Annotated in this window: 19 protein-coding genes; 7 read left to right on the plus strand and 12 right to left on the minus strand. The window is 48.9% G+C overall.

The features are described 5' to 3' along the window. Nucleotides 1-44: 44 nt before the first annotated feature. Nucleotides 45-1,877, minus strand: coding sequence for an ABCB family ABC transporter ATP-binding protein/permease (locus tag ACXAFI_RS13530; protein ID WP_475109230.1), 1,833 nt, complete (start codon nt 1,875-1,877; stop codon nt 45-47). A gap of 121 nt (nt 1,878-1,998) precedes the next feature. Then, complete coding sequence (locus ACXAFI_RS13535; RefSeq protein WP_475109231.1) at nt 1,999-2,784, minus strand: SDR family NAD(P)-dependent oxidoreductase; 786 nt, start codon at nt 2,782-2,784, stop codon at nt 1,999-2,001. Nucleotides 2,785-3,295: 511 nt separating this feature from the next. On the opposite strand from ACXAFI_RS13535, the gene ACXAFI_RS13540 reads away from it, so the two are divergent. Together ACXAFI_RS13540 and ACXAFI_RS13545 are read left to right on the plus strand one after the other, a co-directional pair. Continuing rightward, on the plus strand, nt 3,296-4,171 hold the full coding sequence (locus ACXAFI_RS13540; RefSeq protein WP_475109232.1) for an SMP-30/gluconolactonase/LRE family protein: 876 nt from the start codon (nt 3,296-3,298) through the stop codon (nt 4,169-4,171). 8 nt (nt 4,172-4,179) lie between these two features. Beyond that, complete coding sequence (locus ACXAFI_RS13545) at nt 4,180-4,632, plus strand: cupin domain-containing protein (RefSeq protein ID WP_475109233.1); 453 nt, start codon at nt 4,180-4,182, stop codon at nt 4,630-4,632. A gap of 97 nt (nt 4,633-4,729) precedes the next feature. Here the strand turns inward: ACXAFI_RS13545 and rimK are convergent, their stop codons facing one another. Continuing rightward, nucleotides 4,730-5,647 (minus strand): 30S ribosomal protein S6--L-glutamate ligase, encoded by a 918-nt coding sequence (gene rimK, locus ACXAFI_RS13550; protein WP_475109234.1) that lies wholly within the window; start codon nt 5,645-5,647, stop codon nt 4,730-4,732. Nucleotides 5,648-6,262: 615 nt separating this feature from the next. Here rimK and ACXAFI_RS13555 point away from each other — a divergent pair. Then, entirely contained in the window at nt 6,263-6,613 is a 351-nt protein-coding gene (locus ACXAFI_RS13555; RefSeq protein ID WP_475109826.1) for a nuclear transport factor 2 family protein, read from the plus strand. Nucleotides 6,614-6,729: 116 nt separating this feature from the next. Here ACXAFI_RS13555 and ACXAFI_RS13560 read toward each other — a convergent pair whose 3' ends face one another. Beyond that, nucleotides 6,730-7,374, minus strand: coding sequence for a hypothetical protein (locus ACXAFI_RS13560; RefSeq protein ID WP_475109235.1), 645 nt, complete (start codon nt 7,372-7,374; stop codon nt 6,730-6,732). A gap of 265 nt (nt 7,375-7,639) precedes the next feature. Further along, the gene (locus tag ACXAFI_RS13565; protein ID WP_475109236.1) at nt 7,640-8,011 is read right to left on the minus strand and encodes a YybH family protein; all 372 of its coding nucleotides are present in this window, start codon (nt 8,009-8,011) and stop codon (nt 7,640-7,642) included. A gap of 112 nt (nt 8,012-8,123) precedes the next feature. On the opposite strand from ACXAFI_RS13565, the gene ACXAFI_RS13570 reads away from it, so the two are divergent. Then, on the plus strand, nt 8,124-9,002 hold the full coding sequence (locus tag ACXAFI_RS13570; protein ID WP_475109237.1) for a LysR family transcriptional regulator: 879 nt from the start codon (nt 8,124-8,126) through the stop codon (nt 9,000-9,002). A gap of 107 nt (nt 9,003-9,109) precedes the next feature. Here the strand turns inward: ACXAFI_RS13570 and ACXAFI_RS13575 are convergent, their stop codons facing one another. Next, nucleotides 9,110-10,150, minus strand: a complete 1,041-nt coding sequence (locus tag ACXAFI_RS13575) for an AraC family transcriptional regulator (RefSeq protein WP_475109238.1) — start codon at nt 10,148-10,150, stop codon at nt 9,110-9,112. A gap of 554 nt (nt 10,151-10,704) precedes the next feature. On the opposite strand from ACXAFI_RS13575, the gene ACXAFI_RS13580 reads away from it, so the two are divergent. Further along, the gene (locus ACXAFI_RS13580; protein WP_475109239.1) at nt 10,705-11,208 is read left to right on the plus strand and encodes a nuclear transport factor 2 family protein; all 504 of its coding nucleotides are present in this window, start codon (nt 10,705-10,707) and stop codon (nt 11,206-11,208) included. Between the two features lie 61 nt (nt 11,209-11,269). On the opposite strand, the gene ACXAFI_RS13585 is transcribed toward ACXAFI_RS13580, so the two are convergent. From ACXAFI_RS13585 to ACXAFI_RS13595, 3 genes are all read right to left on the minus strand, one after another. Then, entirely contained in the window at nt 11,270-11,881 is a 612-nt protein-coding gene (locus ACXAFI_RS13585; protein ID WP_475109240.1) for an NUDIX hydrolase, read from the minus strand. A 111-nt stretch (nt 11,882-11,992) separates the two neighbouring features. Next, on the minus strand, nt 11,993-15,157 hold the full coding sequence (locus ACXAFI_RS13590; protein ID WP_475109241.1) for an efflux RND transporter permease subunit: 3,165 nt from the start codon (nt 15,155-15,157) through the stop codon (nt 11,993-11,995). Between the two features lie 32 nt (nt 15,158-15,189). Then, a complete protein-coding gene (locus ACXAFI_RS13595) occupies nt 15,190-16,512 on the minus strand; it encodes an efflux RND transporter periplasmic adaptor subunit (RefSeq protein WP_475109242.1) in 1,323 nt (440 codons plus the stop codon). A gap of 111 nt (nt 16,513-16,623) precedes the next feature. Between ACXAFI_RS13595 and ACXAFI_RS13600 the strand changes: the two genes are divergently transcribed. Together ACXAFI_RS13600 and ACXAFI_RS13605 are read left to right on the plus strand one after the other, a co-directional pair. Next, nucleotides 16,624-17,163: an NUDIX hydrolase gene (locus tag ACXAFI_RS13600; protein ID WP_475109243.1), complete on the plus strand. Its 540-nt coding sequence runs from the start codon at nt 16,624-16,626 to the stop codon at nt 17,161-17,163. Nucleotides 17,164-17,258: 95 nt separating this feature from the next. Next, complete coding sequence (locus ACXAFI_RS13605) at nt 17,259-17,789, plus strand: DUF4124 domain-containing protein (RefSeq protein WP_475109244.1); 531 nt, start codon at nt 17,259-17,261, stop codon at nt 17,787-17,789. A gap of 43 nt (nt 17,790-17,832) precedes the next feature. Here ACXAFI_RS13605 and ACXAFI_RS13610 read toward each other — a convergent pair whose 3' ends face one another. The 3 genes from ACXAFI_RS13610 to ACXAFI_RS13620 form a co-directional block, all read right to left on the minus strand. Beyond that, nucleotides 17,833-18,162: a YqfO family protein gene (locus tag ACXAFI_RS13610; protein ID WP_475109245.1), complete on the minus strand. Its 330-nt coding sequence runs from the start codon at nt 18,160-18,162 to the stop codon at nt 17,833-17,835. 80 nt (nt 18,163-18,242) lie between these two features. Further along, on the minus strand, nt 18,243-19,097 hold the full coding sequence (gene trxA / locus ACXAFI_RS13615; protein ID WP_152452334.1) for a thioredoxin: 855 nt from the start codon (nt 19,095-19,097) through the stop codon (nt 18,243-18,245). Nucleotides 19,098-19,136: 39 nt separating this feature from the next. Further along, nucleotides 19,137-19,517 (minus strand): MmcQ/YjbR family DNA-binding protein, encoded by a 381-nt coding sequence (locus tag ACXAFI_RS13620; RefSeq protein ID WP_475109827.1) that lies wholly within the window; start codon nt 19,515-19,517, stop codon nt 19,137-19,139. Between the last annotated feature and the right edge of the window lie 2 nt (nt 19,518-19,519).

The raw sequence follows: 19,519 nt of genomic DNA on the forward strand, positions 1-19,519 counted from the left end.
GGCGCCACATTAGTCTGGCTGCGCACAATTATCAAGATAGGCCTTCAGGGCTCCGCAACCTGGGAAGTCATAGCCGATTCCTCCCCTATTCCAACCGTACGCTCCTGTTGTTGCATACGCCACAGGGTCGCATAGTGCCCGCCCTCCTCCAGCAGCTGATTATGGGAGCCCTGCTCCACAATCTGGCCCTGGTCCATAACCAAAATTTTATCGGCATCCACCACTGTGGAGAGGCGGTGGGCAATCACCAATGTGGTCTGCTCGCGGGCTATTTCCTTTAAGGAGGCGACAATGCCACGCTCGGAGCGGCTATCCAGAGAGGAAGTGGCTTCATCAAAGATCATAATCGGTGGTTTTTTGAGCAGCGCCCGTGCGATAGCAACCCGCTGTTTCTCACCGCCGGAGAGCTTGAGGCCGCGCTCGCCTACCAAGGTATCCACTCCCTGGGGAAGCTGGCGGACAAAGTCCGACAGATGCGCATGATGAATTGCGACCATCACTTCCTCATCAGTGGCATCAACCCGCCCATAGCGCACATTATCTTTGATCGACTGGTTGAATAGCACAGCATCCTGGGGCACTACACCGATCGCGCGGCGCAGGGATTCCTGGCTCACGGCGCGAATATCCTGGCCATCAATACGAATAGCCCCACCGCTCACGTCATAAAAGCGGAACAACAACTTAAACAGGGTGGATTTACCAGCCCCGCTAGCCCCCACGATCGCCACCTTTTGGCGTGGCAGCACGGAGAAACTAACCTGGCGCAAAATTTCACGGTTATCTTTGTAGCCAAAGCGCACGGCATCAAATTCAATACGACCTTCCGATACCAACAAATCCTGGGCCTCAGGCTTATCTGCCACCGCTGGCTTAACCGATAGCAGGGAGAACATCTTTTCAATATTGGCCAAAGCCCCTTTCATCTCCCGGTAAACAAAACCGAGGAAATTCAGCGGAATAAAAATTTGCATCATAAAGGCATTAACCAAAACAAAATCCCCGATGGTCATCTGTCCTTTGGTCACACCTACCGCCGCCAGTATCATCGCCGCACACATGGCACTGGCGATGATGAATGCTTGGCCCGTGTTTAAGCTAAACAGGGATAAGCGATTTTTACGCCTAGCCCGCTCCCAGACAGCAAGCTCTCGATCGTAGTGATTCGATTCATGCCGCTCATTGGCAAAATATTTTACCGTTTCATAGTTGAGCAGGCTGTCCACGGCACGGCTGCTTGCCTGGGATTCGGCCTCATTCAGGGCCCGCACAAAACGGGTGCGCCATTCGGTAGCCAATACAGAGAAACCGATATAAACAAACACGGCGACCACAACCACCAGGGCAAACACACCGCTGTAATTCCACCAAAGCAAGCCGGCCACCATGGCAATTTCCACCAGGGTTGGCACGATATTGAACACCATAAAACGCATCAAAAAGCCGATGCCGCTATTGCCACGTTCAATATCTCGGGAGAGCCCACCGGTGCGTCGGTCCAGATGGAAATCCAGATCCAGTTTGTGCAGGTGCTGAAATACTTCCAGGCCAACCCGGCGCTGAGCCCGCTCGGTTACCCGACCAAAAATGGTATCCCGCAATTCACCAAATAAGGTGCTGGAAAATCGCACCGCACCATAAGCTAATAAAAGCCCTAGTGGCAGCGCAATGGCCTGGGCAATACCGCCGGCATTATCCAGATTGTCGACGATATGCTTGAGGATAAATGGCAGGGTAACTCCGGCCACTTTCGCCCCAATCAAGCACAAGATTGCCAGGGCGACAGCCCGGCGGAACTCCAACAAATAGGGAAACAGGGTTTTCAGCGCACCCCAGTGCACCTCATCCAGAGAAACAGTGGACTTGGGTCTCGGCATAATCGTTTCCGGAAGGCAAAATAGCCGCCCATTATAAATAGACTGAATGAGTTATATAGACGTTCAATCGTATAAATTGGCTGGTGCCCAAGTCTTTGGCTTGCTACCGAACCAGCGGGGTTCACACCTTCGCCACTAAGCCACCATCGACATTAAGAGTTTCCGCAGTAATGAAGCGGGAGTCATCAGAGGCCAGGAATACTGCCGCATTAGCGACATCGTGAGGGTAGCCCGGCCCCTTCAACATTTGTGCGGTCTCGAGGAAGTTAGCAAAAACATGTTTGCCATCTGGAGAGGTAACTGCTTCGGTCAGTATTTGTCCCGGGCGCAAGCAGTTCGCTCTAATATTGTGGCGGGCTCCAATCCCGGCAATATAGCGGGTAAAAGCTTCCACCCCAGCCTTGGAAGCGTAATAGGAAGCTGATGGCAGGAAACCGACTTGATCCAATTGATTATCCGTGGGTGCACTCTGTGCTGCCAGTGAGGACACATTGATAATGGCCCCACCACCAGCACCTATCAGGTAAGGCCAGACTGCCTTACACATCAGGAAGCAGCCTGTCATATTGACTTTAAACACTTCCTCCCACTCTTGTAAGTTCTCATAGGGGAACATATTTGGGGCGCCGGTACCTGCACCGTAAAATAAAATGTTGATAGCCTCATAACGGTGGATAACCTCCATCACAGCCTGGCTCACTAAATTGTTATCAGTGACATCGCAGGAAATATAAGCGGCCTCCCCTCCCGAGGCTAGAATAGACTGTTCAACCTTACGCCCCTCTACGGCACGCCGTGCCAAAATAGCCACCTTGGCGCCCTCCTCTGCAAAGCGACGAGCAGTTCCCTCACCGATACCTTCATTGCCGCCAACGACAATGGCGACTTTATTGTTTAGTTTTCCCATAAATCGACCTGCCAAAGCCAATAATTACTGCAATGATGACGAGATTATTTATATTTTAGGGACCTCTGAACAATTCCATAATACAACTTTGGGCCTTGAAAGCGGCAGAGTTTAGGCCCTACTCACCGCGAATGGATATGGCCCTTTGCAAACGCTGCAATGGAGCCATTGCAACCTTCAAAATCAGTCCCCTGGTTTCAGAGCGGCTCACAGAATTTTACAGGGAACCCTTAATTTTAAAAAGCGGCATTACCATTAATGGCGTAGAGCAAACCGTTTATGGGGCATGGGAATATCCTTTATTTTGGTCTTTCATCTGCCTGATGTTTGCGCTAACTGGTGGCAGGAAGTGGTCCTTAGATGCACATTTAAGAAAAGCCAATTCTGCTATTATAAGATTTTTAAGCCAATAATTTATCAGCCTGTAAAAAACAGCTTGCAAAATAGACGATTGACAGGCAATAAGCCTGTATAGCACTGATCAATAGATGGTGAGCTAAAGGATTAATCTATGAAACATCTCCTTCATCTGTTAGTTGAAACCGATGCACATGAAGGCCTCGTATGGGTCGACTGGCAAAAGAGATTATATTTTACCTCCAAGCCTTCAAATGATTACACCATACCATCGGCGATTCGTTATTTCGATTTCAAAGATAAGTCCGTTCATACCATTATTGAGCGAAGCAATATGGCAAATGGTATGTGCCTAGCTGCTGATAAGAACCATCTACTGGTAGCTGAACAGGGTTTCAATAATAATCCTGGTTGTATTAGCCGCATCAACTTAAATACTTTTTATCGTGAGATTATTGTTGACAGTTTTAAGGGGCTATCATTCAATTCACCTAACAAGGTGGCTCAGGCGAATTCCCACTTCTTTTTTACTGACCCCGATTATGGCTATTACCAGGGCTTTAGACCACAAAGCGATTTGCCCACTGGGCTCTATTCCTATGACGAGCAATCTTCGCAACTTTATTGCCTGGGGGACGAGTTTATCGTTCCTCACGGGCTTGCACTCTCCAAAAATCAAGAAACTTTATTTCTAGTGGATAACTGTAGCATTACAAAAGAAAAACCCTTTTATAACCCCAACCATGAACAAATAATATTCACACTTCAGCTCAGCTGCGAGTCCAGTACAGCCCAACCAGAAACAATCATTGAAATCCCCCCAACAGGCTTTATCGATGGAATACTGATGGGAGAAAATTCACAGCTTATATTCACCAGTTTGAATAAATTGATGACCTGCTCAACGCGGGGACAAAACCTGCAGTGCCTCTTTGAGGGCTCAGAGGACTTAAACTTTGTTAATATAGCAATGGGAGAAGAAAGACTTTACGCCACCACCGATAACGCCATTCATTATCTTGAAATTTAATACAAAGCATGAAAACAAACAAAAGTATTCGGCAAAAGTACTACCACCTTTGGACGGATGAAAATTATATCTCCCGAACAACAGAACAGTATTTTACTGACTTCGCACTAATCCAATATTCCAACCCCACCCCAGAATATCACTACCAAGATTTACCAGTGGTAAAAGGTAGTGAATTTGCCATCTTACCCCCCGGCTGGGAAAGTGAATTTCATCCAACTCCCAGCCCACAATGGGTAATCACCTTATCAGGCCAATGGAGCACAACAACAAAAGATGGCGTTTCCGTAACATACCAACCCGGTGATGTACACTTTGGGGGAGACTTACCGATAGAGGAATTACCGTTAAACCAGCAGGGTCATAGAGCGCTTAACCCATCCTCCAAAGAACCTGCAAAGGTATTGATAATTTCTGTCAACACCCCACTTTCCCCACCTCAAAATCGGGATACACCCTGAACACCACAGGTTACATCTTAGAAGTGGCCTCGCAATTTTAAATCAACTATTTTCTTACAGATCTATAGAAAAGTGATCAGCAGCAATTTCCAGCAAGCTAACCCTTACCCTTGGGCTTATTTGGACCTCGCTTCGCATCGATTTCTATGTACTCGATAATTTTACCAGCAACATCAATATCTGATGCATTTTCAATGCCCTCCAGCCCAGGAGATGAATTAACTTCGATGACTAGTGGGCCGTGTGCGGAGCGCAGAATATCTACTCCGGCCATATCAAGCCCCATCACCCTTGATGCACTAACGGCTAATCTACGTTCCGTCGCGCTGAGCTTGACCATTTCGGCACTACCACCGCGGTGAAGGTTTGACCTATATTCGCCCTTGGCAGCTTTCCGCTGCATTGCAGCCACAACCTTTTCACCAACGACAAAGCACCGAATGTCTGAGCCTCCGGCTTCCTTGATAAATTCTTGTACAAGGAAATCAGAGCCGATACCGCGAAATGCGTTGATAAGCGCTTCCGCTGCTTTTTGCGTTTCTGCCAGCAACACGCCATTGCCCTGCGTGCTTTGAGTTAACTTAACAATTAGGGGCGCACCACCGACAGATTCAATCAATGGTGCGGTTGCCTTTGCGGAGTGAGCATAGCTTGTGACGGGTTGACCGATGCCTTTTCGAGCAAGTAATTGATGCGCTCGCAGTTTGTCTCTAGAGCGTGTAATTGCGATTGACTCATTTATCGAGTAGGTGTTGGCTACCTCAAACTGCCTTAGAACCGCGCAACCATAACTTGTAATACTTGCTCCAATTCTAGGAATTATTGCATCGAATGTAAGCTCTTCAACATGGCCTTCCTTACTTTGATAGTAAACATTTGGATCATTTGCGGTGATGTTCATGAAGCACTTAAGGGCATCAATCACGCGTACTTCGTGACCGCGCGATGTCGCCGCCTCCACAAGTCGGCGGGTTGAATAGAGTTTTCGGTTTCTAGATAGTATGCCAATCTTCATATTTATTCCTTGTTTATATACTTCCAAATCTCCGCAATGCAAAGCAAGCCCGCATCAAAATCTTTAAAAAAACACCATCAACCAAGCATACCCAACTTCAAATTCGAGTAAAACCACACCAAACAGTAAAATTAACTTACTACAATAAATATCAGCTTGTAAAACCTTCACCTCTTTGTTAAGCAACAGATATCGTTTTAATATCACGTCCTGAACAAACCATCTACCTTTGCCCAGATCTCTAATTGTGCATGGTAAAGGAGTGAGAGAAGAGTAGATCCAACCTCTTATAGGTGGAAATATTCCTAAAAAATAAGCGGTATCTTCAAAATATAACTGGCTACCAATGAAAACCATCCTCAAGTTAGATTTTAGTTGAGGAAGAAAAGATTCAATCAACTTTCGTTGATCGTCGATTGACTCTGACTTAAATCTATTATCCGTCTTTTAATCCATTATTGTACTAGGGCCGTCGATTCAAGCTATAGAATAGTTTATGGCTATTTCCTAGTAATTACTCTGCTTCCAACCTACCTTCCCATCTAAGGTTACCAACTTGGAAGCTCTATGAATCCGTTACAGGAATGCATTGAGAAGATGGCCATCTAGGATTTACTGGCACGATTCACCCTTTGCATCGACAACCATGATGCTATGGGATGGGTCTCTCTCTTCACCGAGAAAGGTCGCTTTGAAAACGGTACACTTATGATCAAAGGGCGGGAGAAGCTACGTCAATACCTGGTTGTTCACAACCAGCTGGGCACACGACATATCACCTCCTCCCCCCACTATGAAATTTCTTCCGATGGAATGAGCGCCGTAGGCAGATCAACAACAGTAGTTATAGGAGCCACCCAAGCAGGCTACCGCGTAGTGATGGCTGGGCAATATGACGATGAGCTGGTCAAAATCAGGGGTAACTGGCTGTTTCTGCGCAGGAGTGCAGAGGCATTCGGAGACTGAGAAAAGCGCTTCAATTGCGCATTCGTCAGTACACTTAGTGCAGCGAGTAAAACACATTGATGACCTGCACCACTCCCTGCACAAAGCTGCAATATATCGATGTCGAAATAAAAGAATTAATATGCTTTAGCTCCAGCTCTGGCTATCCATGCCTTACACGCACCACAAGGAGGTCTTCTATCTGATTTCCCTTTGTGCTTATTGGGCTGGCGAGCCGCAAAGATACTGTTTCTGATAGATTGGCTGTTTTCTCCTGATCTACGTCGCTGGCTGAATGCCCTTCTCAGGCAGTCTACCTCAGCACAGGTTCGACCAAAGATATATCGGTCCACATCCAGTTCTGCCGGAATAGTGTTCCAAATCGTATTCGGTATATATCCTCGACTGGTTCCATTTCCCGTTGATCCTTCAAACCACTGTTCTAATACGCTGTCGTACATGACCGCTACCATACTCGGTGTGTTCGAACCATTTCCGCCACGATCCCTGGCTAGTGTTCTAACTTTATTGACGGCCTGATTCCCCAAATTTTGGGCAGATCCAGCCTTAGGTACTGTCTGAATATATTTGACATATTTTTGGCAGTGCAACATTGGCCTGCGCTTAGGGGCTATCCCCTTGTAGATAGGGCCAAACTGACTGATAACATTGTGGGCATGGTAATAGGCATGCTCCATCACCGGAGGAGGCAGCGGAGAACCATTTTCGACCACAAAAATACCACACTTATTACACTGAAATTTATGATGATATTCTGGCATCTTGTATATCCTTTACTTTAACCCGATTTAATTAAAATATTTAAAACTGATCTTTTTGACTATCAAAGAAAGCTGCACACCCTTAAATTGAAAAAGCACCTTTTAGTCGAGGGTAGATCTATTTTTGTTACTTTAAATATCTACAGAATATCTATAAAGTATCTATTCATTAAAACTGGCCAAAAATTCTTGACCAGTGAGCATTGGCGATAATGCTAGTTCACAACGTAAATCTAAAAAAGCAGAAGTATTGACACCGTTACTTTCAGCTTGGTTCTATAGCTTCAAAGTTGTCTTCATGCAGACGCATGGTTCCATCCTCTTGCAGGACCCAGAGTTCCCGAGTGATAACTCCTTGCGCATTGTTCATCTTCCACTTACTGGTCAGAACTGTTGAGGAACCATCAATTACCTCAATCTCGGTATCCTGATAAGCCACATCAGAGAATCCCTGAGCCACTAGGTTTTGCCAGAAAGCTTTTATCTGCTCCCGACCTAGAAATACCCCAAACGGCCTGGCATTCATTTGAGCATTTTGTTCATACATTGAAGCGCAACCCTCAGCATTCCCTTGATTAAAAAATGACTTCCACTGCTCGCTGGCCACAATAGTTTTCTCAATAAGTAGTTTGTTCATATCCGACTCCTTAATAAAAGCTTGATTATTAATTTACATAAGCATATTGCACTATCGAAAACCCTGTGATAAACCCACACTCAATCACATTAGTGTTTAGTGAAATTAAACTATGAAACCCAGCCTAGAAGACATGCAGATATTTTTAGCCGTAGTAGAGGCCCGCAGCTTTACTGCCGCAGCAGACAAGCTGGTACGTACCAAGTCGGCAATTAGCCAGGCAGTAACTAGATTGGAGGAAGATCTCGGCACAAGGCTGCTCTATCGGAGCACCCGCTCGCTTTCACTGACTGAGACAGGAACCCAATTCTACGCTCACTGTCGCGAGATCCGGGATATCTACAACACTGCCCTGGCCGATTTAAAAAGTAGTAACAAGGAACTATCGGGCATACTAACAATCACAGCTCCCCACGCGCTCTGCGAGCCAGTTATTGTTCCTGCAATTAGGCAGCTTAGCGAGCAGCATCCACTACTCGGGGTTCGCTTACTGGCGAATGATGCCCCAATGGATTTGATTGACTCACAAGTTGACTTGGCAATTCGGGTAGGCAACTTGGATATGCAATCTGCCAAAGTGTCAAAGCTAGGCATACTTCGGGAAAGCCTCTATGCGAGTAGGGGATATATAGAGCAACAGGGAGGAATACCTGAAGATCTTACCGAATTAAACAACTGGCAACATATCATCAATGATTGGCAAGGCACCCCGGTGAAATATCAGCTGGGTAGTAAAAAAGAGATTCGAGTTATCCCTAAGATACGCTGTAACTCACCACATGACATTCTGCAAATGACAGCGATGGGTTTAGGGGTTGCGAGACTGCCAGACATTGTTGCAGCAAAATTGGTTAGGGAAGATTCTCTAAGACATTTAGCCACAATAGCGTCAACCCCTGTTCACTATATGCACCTTTTCTCTAAAAGGCCTCCTCCAAAGGTTCAATACTTTACCAATATTTTGAGAACATTAATGTCATCTTATCACTAGCTACCAAGTTATCTTCTACTGAGGGGCTATCGAGCACTGGTAGAATTTTAGACTTAAGATCCGATAAAGATTCACTATGAATGTGAAGAAAAAAACTACCGATAGGATCAATTTTCAAGTGCCAAAGTTTTTCCCCGCTCCACAAAAGAGCGTTTTAAAAATTCAGAGGCACTAACCCCCAGCTCCTCTCTGAAGGCCCGTGAGAACTGGCTGGTACCGTTAAATCCGCAGTTGAATGCCACCTGCAAAATACTGGCATCGCGCCCGGCAGCCAACAACTGGGCCGACGCTGCCTCCACTCTGGCACGACGTAGCACGTTGATATATGAGGTATTGTGATAACGCATTGCTCGGTGTAGATAAGAGGGAGAGATGTCCAACGAAGTGGCCAATTGGTGAGCGGACAAGTCTGCGTCACAGCAGTATTTTTGAATGAGCCGGCAGGCTTGATGAAAAATAGCATTTAAGCGACTCGGAGTTTCCGCCTCCGCCTGTAAATTACCGCGACTTTCCTGAATACAGGCAATGATCAGCTCCGCAATCGGATTAAATAGTATTTCTGGAGAGGCAAAAGTGCATTGCTGCTTGGCCTGGGGAAACAATAGAAGATAATTGCGCAACAAAAGCCCCGGCCCACTACTGCCATCGATTTCCAGGGGACGGTTATCTTCGGGACCCGAACGAAATTTTTCAAGCTTATAACGTGGAATACGGCATAACATCGAACGACTCTCATGCACCAGATCATGGGTAATCGTCTGTGCCAAATCTACCAGATAGAGACCGCCTGAATTCATCGGTGTAAAAAACTTACCACGCTGAATGGCGCCACGTCCCGACAACAAATAAATTAACGTATAATTCGCATAAGCATCACTTAAATGATTAATTGATCGTCGAAAAGAGTTTCCAGAGAAACAGGCACGGGCAAAAGAATCGCCGGTATCAGGATTGGCAGAAACTGCAAACTCTCCAAAGTACTCGCGACTGTGATGGGACTTAAGCAACAATTCACAACGGTAGGGCAGACTGACTTCCATCAGCTCTTTCCAGCGACGCCAACGTTCTTTGGGCGGAAAATTCTCAGTCTTCGCCACCCAATCAAAAAACGGGTTCTTGGGTCCTTCCTGTATAAACTCATTCTGCATGGCACGCTTATCCTTAAGCTGTCCATTTAGGGCATTAAGCAAGAATAATATATTTTTTTGGATTTACTCTAAGACTTAAAAGTGGTTCTTTGTGGGCTTTCTTTTAACTACATATCCATTATCTAGATATCTCTCATCAAAACATGCCCGCCCAAACCTATTCCACCTAAATTTCTTTAACTATAAATCAAGTTTCAGAGAAATTTCACAAGCCCAAAACAATCAATTAAATAATCTTACCGACATGCCACTTTCATCCCCACAATTGATGAGACCAATATTCCAATTTGGAATTCCAATAATATTCCTGCTTCAAAAACCAGATGACGCAACCCCTGAACGATTTAACCTTTATAAAAAGGGCTGTTCATCAACATAAGACCGACGCCTATGAGAAGGAAGTATGGTGATAAAAAATGACAACAAAGACTAAAGCTGTATCAAATACACTTATATTTAGGTTGAAGAGGGTTCTTGCGATAGATATCCCCTGAACCCCGTAGTGAAAGCTAGTTTCATTTACACCCCCTCATATCAAGCTCCAGGTTAGAAGGATGAATGATATTCAGTTATGCAAGGACCGATTTGCAATTAGTGACCTGCTCGCTCGTTACACCTTAACCATTGATAACCGTGATGCCCATGGCTGGGCGTCACTATTTACCCCTGACGGCCGCTTCGAGCATGGCAATCGTGTAATCCAAGGCAGGGAAAAACTAGAGCGCTATGCAGTTATCCACAGCAAACTGGGAAGCCGACATATCACCTGCTCGCCGCTACATCATATTTCGGAAGATGGAGAATCTGCCTCAGGCAGAGCAACCACCGTGTTTATCTTAGCGACTCGGTCTGGTTATCGAGTTGCTGTAGCCGCAGAGTACAGGGATGAGCTGGTCAAGGTGGATGGCAGTTGGTTATTTCAACGCCGACGTGGTGATGTGGCTAAGCTACCGGAAGATCCTGACTTTCCAATGGTCACTGCGGATCCCGACACGCGCGATTATATAAGTCTGCTGGAGGATACTTGGAAGGATCTGGGTGAACTGATATCAGATTAAAACAACCAGGGTGGCAGGAACCAAAACATCCTAAATTTTAAAGTGCTAGTCCAGAACAGGTCTAATTCAATGTCCTCAATGGCACATCATCCCTGCGTCCAATAGGAGCCCCCAGTATTTTTACCAGAAATTCAGTTAACACTCCGGCGGTAAAACCCCAGATTTCGTAGTCACCAAACTGATAAGCAGGCAAATAAATAGGCTGGTCATCAATAGTGACCCGATCTGTGCGGATGCGGGGATCGGCGAGAAAAAACGACAAGGGCACACGAAAAATTACGTCCAGCTCGCCAGGATTTGGGCTGAGATGGGTGTCCGGTGGAATGACTCCCACCCAAGGCGTTACATGTACCTGCCAACGCGTGGTGCGGGGCCACAGGGGGCCAAGCATACGCACTTGGCTCATGGGAAGAGCCACTTCCTCTTCCGCCTCGCGCAAGGCCGTGTACTGCAAAGAGGGGTCGGTAGCATCCCAGCGCCCACCTGGCAGGGAAACCTCACCGGAGTGGGTCGAGAGCGTATCGGCGCGCTTGGTCAGTACTACATGGGGGTCCGGCTCTTCGGTGAGTGCAATCAACACGGCGGCATGGCCATACAATTCCGACCCTGTTGGGACACCAGCCTCCAACTCTTCAATCTGCTGGGAAATCTTTTTCTCAATAATCGATAACATATACACTTGCCTTGCCTCCTTACTGCGAAGGCTCCCTAACTTTCATCATACTAATTCCCGGCGATAACACCGAGTTGTATGCCGCAATTTCCATTTACGACTCCCTGCCAGCTACTGCCGCTCAACCCTAGCTGCGTCCTGCTGGGACTGAGGGGTATAACCCCCTTTGAGCTTCTCTCTAATCGCCTGCACCAGCGCGTAGTACACCGGCACCAATAGAGTGGCAAACAAACTGGCTGCCAGCATACCGCCAAATACCACCAAACCCAGAGAGATACGGCTCACAGCACCGGCACCTGTGGCCACCAGTAACGGTATCACCCCAAGAATAAAAGACATTGCCGTCATCAATACTGCCCGGAAACGCAAGCGGGTGGCGGAGATCGCGGATTCGGCAATGGATTTGCCTTTATCGCGCTCTACACATGCAAATTCCACAATCAGAATGGCGCTCTTCGCTGCCATGCCAATTAACAATACCAGACCGATCTGGGTATAGAGATTATTAATGGAGCCGGCCAGCCACACCACCAACATTGCACCGCAAATAGCAATAGGCACACACAAAAGCACGGCGAAGGGGATACTCCAACTCTCATACTGGGCTACAAGAAACAGGTACACAAAGACAATGGCCAGACTGAACAGAATAGGAGCCAGATTGCCCGAGGTAACCTCCTGCAAACTGATCCCGGTCCATTCATAGCCGTAACCCTCAGGCAGCCTGGAAGCCAGCTCCTCCATAGTATCCATGGCCTGGCCACTGGAATAACCGGGCGCCGGGGCACCGTTGATTGTCACACTGTTATAGAGGTTATAGCGGGTGATGGTTTGCGGAGCCACAACAGGTTCAATAGTGGAAACGGAAGTGATCGGTACCAAGCCACCACTATTGGCGCGCACATAAAAGCCCGCCAGGTTTTGTTCATCATCGCGAAACTGCGCATCCGCCTGGGCGATAACGCGAAACACTTTGCCGTATAAATTAAAATCATTAATGTAATAGCCACCCAGAAATGTCTGCAATGTGGAGTAAACCTCCGGCAGTGGCACGCCAAGCACATGGGCCTTTTCCTTGTCGATCTTTAGTTCCAGCTGCGGTGTAGACGCCTGGAAACTGGTAAAAGCCTGAGAGATTTCCGTACGCTGATTAGCAGCGCCCAGCAAATCAAACAAAACCTGGGATAACTCTGTAATACTGCGCCCCTGCAAGTCCTCCAATACAAATTCAAAACCTCCCACAGTACCGATACCCGGCAGGGGGGGAATGGCAAATGGCATAATTTGCGCATTGGGGATCTGCGCCAGTTTTTTCTGCACCCGTTGCATAATGGCAAACTGATGGTCCTCTTTATTGGGGCGATCATCCCAGGGTTTTAATACGGCAAACATCATGGCGGTATTGGAGGAGACACTGCTGGTAAGCAGATTGTAACCGGGCACCCCCACCACATGAGCCATGGCAGGCTCTTCCAACAATATATCCGTTACCTGGTTAACAACCGGTCCAGTACGCTCGAGGGAAGAGCCATCCGGCAGCTGCACATGCAGCATAAAAGTGCCCTGGTCCTCATCGGGAATAAACCCTGTGGGAATACTGCTAAACAGCCAAAAGGCCAGCAGGAAAATACCAATAATGGAGATAATTCCCATCAAAGGGATTTTTACGCAGGCTTTTACCATGCCTACATAGAAATTGGTGGAGCGATGCAGCCCGCGGTTGAAAAAACCAAAAACGCCGGTCTCTGTAACCCCGGCTATTTCACCTTCCTTTCCCGCTTTGAGAATACTGGCGCATAGTGCCGGGCTCAGGGTTAGCGCATTGAGGGAGGAGATCGCTACCGACATGGAAATGGTAACGGCAAATTGCTGGTACATTTTCCCGGTGATACCCGGCATCAGCATGACCGGTACGAAGACAGCAAATAGCACTAAAGTAGTGGCAATTACCGGGCCGGTTACCTCGCGCATGGACTGCAGCGCAGCCTCTTTTGGCGTCAGTCCCTCGCCCATTAACCGCTGGGTGTTTTCCACCACAATAATTGCATCGTCCACTACAATGCCAATTGCCAGGATCAGGGCAAATAAGGTGATGGTATTAATGGTCATGCCAAAGGCCAGCATCAGGGCAAAAGTGCCTACCAGAGAGACTGGAATAGCAATGGCGGGGATCAGGGTGGAACGCCAATCCTGTAAAAATAAAAAAACTACCGCAATGACCAGAATCAGGGCGATAAACAGTGTTTGCACAACCTCCTTGATAGAGGCCTGTACAAACAGGGTGGTGTCGTAGAGAATCTCCGCCTTCAAGCCATCAGGAAAACGTTGGGATAACTCCTTGACCTTGGCTTTTATACGATCGGCCACATCGATCGCATTGGCTTCTGGCAGCTGGTAAACACCAATTACCGCCGAAGCCTGGTTATCCAGTTGCCCATAGGAGGAATAGGACTCACTGCCCAATTCCACCCGCGCCACATCTTTCACCTTAACCATGGCGCCATCGGGCTTGGCACGGATGGTAATATCCTCAAACTCCTTGGGATCAACCAAGCGCCCCTGTACCAGGATGTTGTATTGAAATTGCTGATCCTTGCGGATAGGAGGCGATCCGATTTGCCCCGCGGCCACCTGCACATTTTGCGCCTGTACCGCGCTTATGACGTCCTGGGTGGTAACATCCAGTGAGGCCATCCGATTCGGGTCCAACCACAGGCGCATGGCGTAATTGCGCGAACCAAAAATCACTACGCTGCTCACGCCCAATACGCGCGCCAATTCATCCTTTAAATAAATTTCCGCGTAATTAGCCAGGAAAAGCTCATCGAATTTTTGGTCCGGGGAAAATAGGTTCACAACCAGAAGCAAAGTAGTGCTCTGCTTGGACACTACCACGCCATCGCGCTTCACATCTTCTGGCAACTGCGGCGTTGCCTGTTCTACACGGTTTTGTACATTGACCTGGGCGATATCATCGTCATAGCCGGACTTAAACGTTACCGTAAGGCTGTAAGAACCGTCGTTGCCACTAGTGGAAGACATATATTCCATACCCTCCACCCCATTTACCTGAGATTCGATGGGCACGGCAACACTATCGCGCACGACTTCAGCACTGGCTCCAGCGTAATTGGCAGCAACATTAATGGTGGCCGGAGTAATTTCCGGAAATTGGGCCACGGGTAACAATGGCAGCGAGAGGATACCCGCGAGGGAGATCAGTATAGAGATGACAAAGGCGAAGCGGGGCCGCCGTATACAAAAGGCACTGATCATAAAAGCGCTAAGTGCCCCCCGCCCCGGGTGGGCTATTTGTAATCATCCACTTCTCCCTCGTATCGGTGGCGCTCACCCTCCTTTCCAGCATCAGGTGCACTTTCAGGAAGTTTCAGGTCGTCGGGCAATAGCGTCCCCTGCCCAGTGCCAATAGGCTGTTTAGAACTCGGCTTATTCACAGGCTGGCCACCGCCACTTGCGGGCTCCGCCGGCTTTGCTGTCATATCGTAGGGATCGCGCGGGGTGTTCTGAGGAGTGACCGGTTTGCCAGCAACAACCCGCTGCAGGCCGTTGACGATTACCGACTCACCGGCAACCAGTCCGTGATTGACCGCCCATAACTCGCCCTCCCGCTGTCCCAGGGTGACATAGCGCTTTTCCGCAATATTTTTCTTGCCCAGCACGAAGAGATAGCGCCCCTGCATGTCCTCCATTACCGCCGATTGCGGCACCAACGGCTTCAGTGCCTCGCTGCCGGCATACAAACGGATGGAGACCCGCGCAAACTGCCCCTGTACCAACAGGCTGCCCGGGTTAGGAAAAAGCGCGCGCACCGCGACAGAGCCGGTATTTGGGTCTATCTGGTTGTCGATAAATACAATCCGCCCCTCGTAGGGGTAATAGTTGCCATCCGGCAGCTCTATGCGAACATCCAGCTTCGTAGGGGGCAGCCCCTCCCGACGGCGGCGCTCGGCATCCACCTGCACGGCGTAGAGCTGATTCTCGGGAACCTCAAACAGTACATAGATCGGGTCCATCTTGACGATGGTGGTGAGTGGGTCCGAGTTGGGCCCCACCAGGGAGCCCTCGGTATATTGTGTGCGGCCAATACGGCCGGTAAGTGGCGCATAAATCTTTGTGTAGGAGAGATCCAGCCGAGCACTTTCCACTTTGGCACGATCGGCATCTACCTGGGACTTGGCCTCTTCGAAAGTGCCCAGCAGTTCATCCATCTGTACTTGGCTGATGGCCCCCGTAGCCACCAGTTTACGACCACGACGATAATTGCGTTCTGCAATGCGTAGAGAGGCCTCGGCGCGCTCCAGGTTAGCACTCTGGTTATCCAACTCGGCGATAAACGGGCGTGGGTCTATTTCAAATAACAGACGCCCCTCTTTGACGGTTTCCCCTTCCCTAAAATCACGACTCTGGATATAACCTTCCACACGGGGGCGCACCTTAAACTCATCGGTGGCCTCCACTCGGCCAACAAATTCAAAGCGCGGAATGACAGGCTGCTCACGCACCACCAACACCTCTACTGGTGGCGGTGGTGGTGCCTTTTCTTCATCGTCTTTGCCGCCACAGGCCGACAAAACGATCACTATAAGCCCAAAAAATAAAATACGCGCCATAGTGAAGCTGGCACCGCCTTATGAACTTCAACATCTTTAACACCTTTAACAACTATAGGCGTCAAAAAGCTGGAAGCTGGCGCTGGAATCTTGCATAGGTATACTGACGTCATGAAATTCTGTAGCCAATGCGGCAGCAATGCCGTCACATTTTCCATCCCCAAAGGGGATGACCGCCCACGCCACCTATGTGGCAATTGCGGCACCGTTCACTACATCAACCCCCGTGTGATCGTCGGCGTTTTGCCCTATTTGGAAGACCGGGTCCTACTGTGTAAACGTGCCATTGAGCCACGCCTTGGGCTGTGGACCCTGCCGGCCGGTTTCATGGAAAACGGGGAAACCAGTGAAGAGGGAGCTCTGCGGGAATCTTGGGAGGAGGCTCGCGCCAGTATTCGCGTGGATGAACTCTATTCGATTTACGACATTCCCCATATCAATCAGGTCTACCTGATGTATCGCGGAGAACTCACCGATACCAATTTTGGTCCAGGGCCTGAGTCATTAGAAGTGTCGCTATTTCGGCAGGAGGAAATTCCCTGGGATGAAATCGCCTTCCCGATTATGCACAAGACCCTAAAGCACTATTTCGCCGACACCCAACAGGGGCAATACCAGCTGCACCGCGGTGTTATTTCACGAAAACTTTAGCCGCACAAGCCGCATTGCAAGTAGCGCACTGAGCAGGGGCGCAGGTTGAGAGAAGCATCCCCCTGCCCGCCAATAAATATTAAAAGGATGTTCCGATGAAATACGCCTATATGCTTGCTGTCCTGCTATTGGTGGGGGTGGGCTTGCCCATGATTATTCCTGGCCCTGACGGCAAGCCGATAATGTCTCCCCAAGACTGGCTTCCAGATCAACAAACCCTGGACTCAGTCCGCCAGCAGGGCCAACGCGCCTTTCAGGCGGTGAGCGACAGCACACAGAAATCGGCCGAGCAATTGGAAACCCTAGTAGAATCCAGTGGCCTTTTGCCGGAAGAGCAAAACAAGCCGACCAGGGAAGTATTTACCTGGCAGGACAATGAAGGTAATTGGCACTTCTCCGATTCGATACCCAAGGGAATGGATGCCGATGTGCGTATCCACCAGGTAAAACCCATCAATACCCTGCCCGCCAGCCAGACCGTTAGCAATATGCAGCCGCAAGAGCCCCAAGCGCAACTCCTGCAGGAAAATAGCGGAAGCGAAAACCGAATCACTCAGATCCTGAAAGAGATTCAGGCACTAAAAGAAAAGAGCCAGCAGCGCCAACAGGCACTGGATAACCTCTAAAACCCTCTCATGCGAATAGCAGGATATCGCTCATATCCTGCTTTTAGAGGTTTTTACCGCCACAACGGCTATCCAGGCGCCAGAGATCGAAGGCCGGCTCTTCATAGGGATGCGCCTGGTAAAGGGCCTCAAGGGCCGCATCTACAGACTCATCGGCACACACCATTTCAACCCGATATTCCTCCACTTGTTCTACCTGCCCGGATTCGCCAATAAATGGCTGGCTACCCTCTAAAGGACGAAATTGGCCAACACCCAAAACCTGCCAGCAACAACTGTCGTAATCTCCAATTCTGCCGGCTCCGGCGTCAAACAGGGCTTGTTTCACAACTTCCAGATGCGTTGCGGGTATATAGACGCAGAGCTTATGCATTCCGATTATTCACTTTTTAAAGGTGGATAAAGCAAAGGGGCCGTCAGGGCCCCTTTGCAGTGCAATACGATTGAAACGCTTTAGAACAACAACGTCATCAATTTGCGCTGATATTGGGTGGCGATAGGGTCGCCGGCACCCAAGCTTTTCACGATATCGAGAAATGCCTGCTTGGCCGCACCATCGGCAAAATTCATATCCTTGCGCAGGATATCCAGCAACAGCTCCAAGGCTTCCTGATGACGGTTGGCCTGGCTGTACTGCACCGCCAGCTTATAGGCAGAATCGTAATCTTGCGGGTTTTGCTCCAAGGCTTTTTGCAGCGCCTGTATTTCCGGTGTATCCGCCGCCTTTTGCTTCAGTTCCAACTGAGCCATTAAGCGCTGGTATTCCGCATCCTGATCCGCCAGAAGGATTTTACCGAGCACCGTTTCCGCTTCCTGTGCGCGGTTTTGATCGAGTAATAACGCCGCCAACTGCTTGGCGATATCCACCCGCTCGGAGGACTCGGTATACGCCTGGCGCAACAACGGCAGGGCTTCATCCACTTTACCCTCGCCGATCAGGGCTTGGGCCTGCTGCAATTTGATATCCCAGGGTTTTGGCAGATATTTATCGAGCATTTCGCGGATCTGGCTTTCCGGCTGCGCCCCGGCAAAGCCATCCACCGGCTGTCCCTCTTTAAGCAGCATGACTGTGGGCAGGCTGCGCACCCCCAACTGGCCAGCGATCATCTGCTCGGTGTCGGCATTCACTTTGGCCAAGAGAAACTGGCCCGCATATTCATTCGCGAGCTTTTCCAAAACCGGCATTAACTGTTTGCACGGTTCGCACCAATCGGCCCAAAAATCCACCAGGACCGGACGATTCATGGATTCTTCGATGAGTACCTGCTGGGCGTTTTCTGCCGTTACATCGACAATAAAATCGTTCACAAACTCTCCTGAGTAATGTCTTGCTATTCTGCTGTTGTTCTAGCGGTAGAGGGTATCCGTGCCGTAAGCCAGCTCAAGGGATTCCCGCTCAACTTTGCGCAGCCCCTTTACCACCAGGCCATAGGAGCGATCCGCCATCCGCTCAATTTCATAATCCGGCACTGTGCCATCGAGCAATACAGTATTCCAGTGCTTCTTGTTCATATGGTAACCCGGTAACACACCGGGAAAGATATCCCGCAGGGCCTGGGCCTCATCGGGATCGCACTTCAAATTGGTGGCATCTACTTCGCGATAGCGGCTGAGAGTGGCGAACATACGCCCCTTGATCTTGTACACCGCAACCTCTGGACCAAAAGGGAAATCCTCGATCACTTCGGGCCGGGCGAGTAGATAACTTCTCAGTTCCGCTCTTTGCATCA

This window comes from Microbulbifer sp. ABH2_005 (assembly GCF_056160005.1).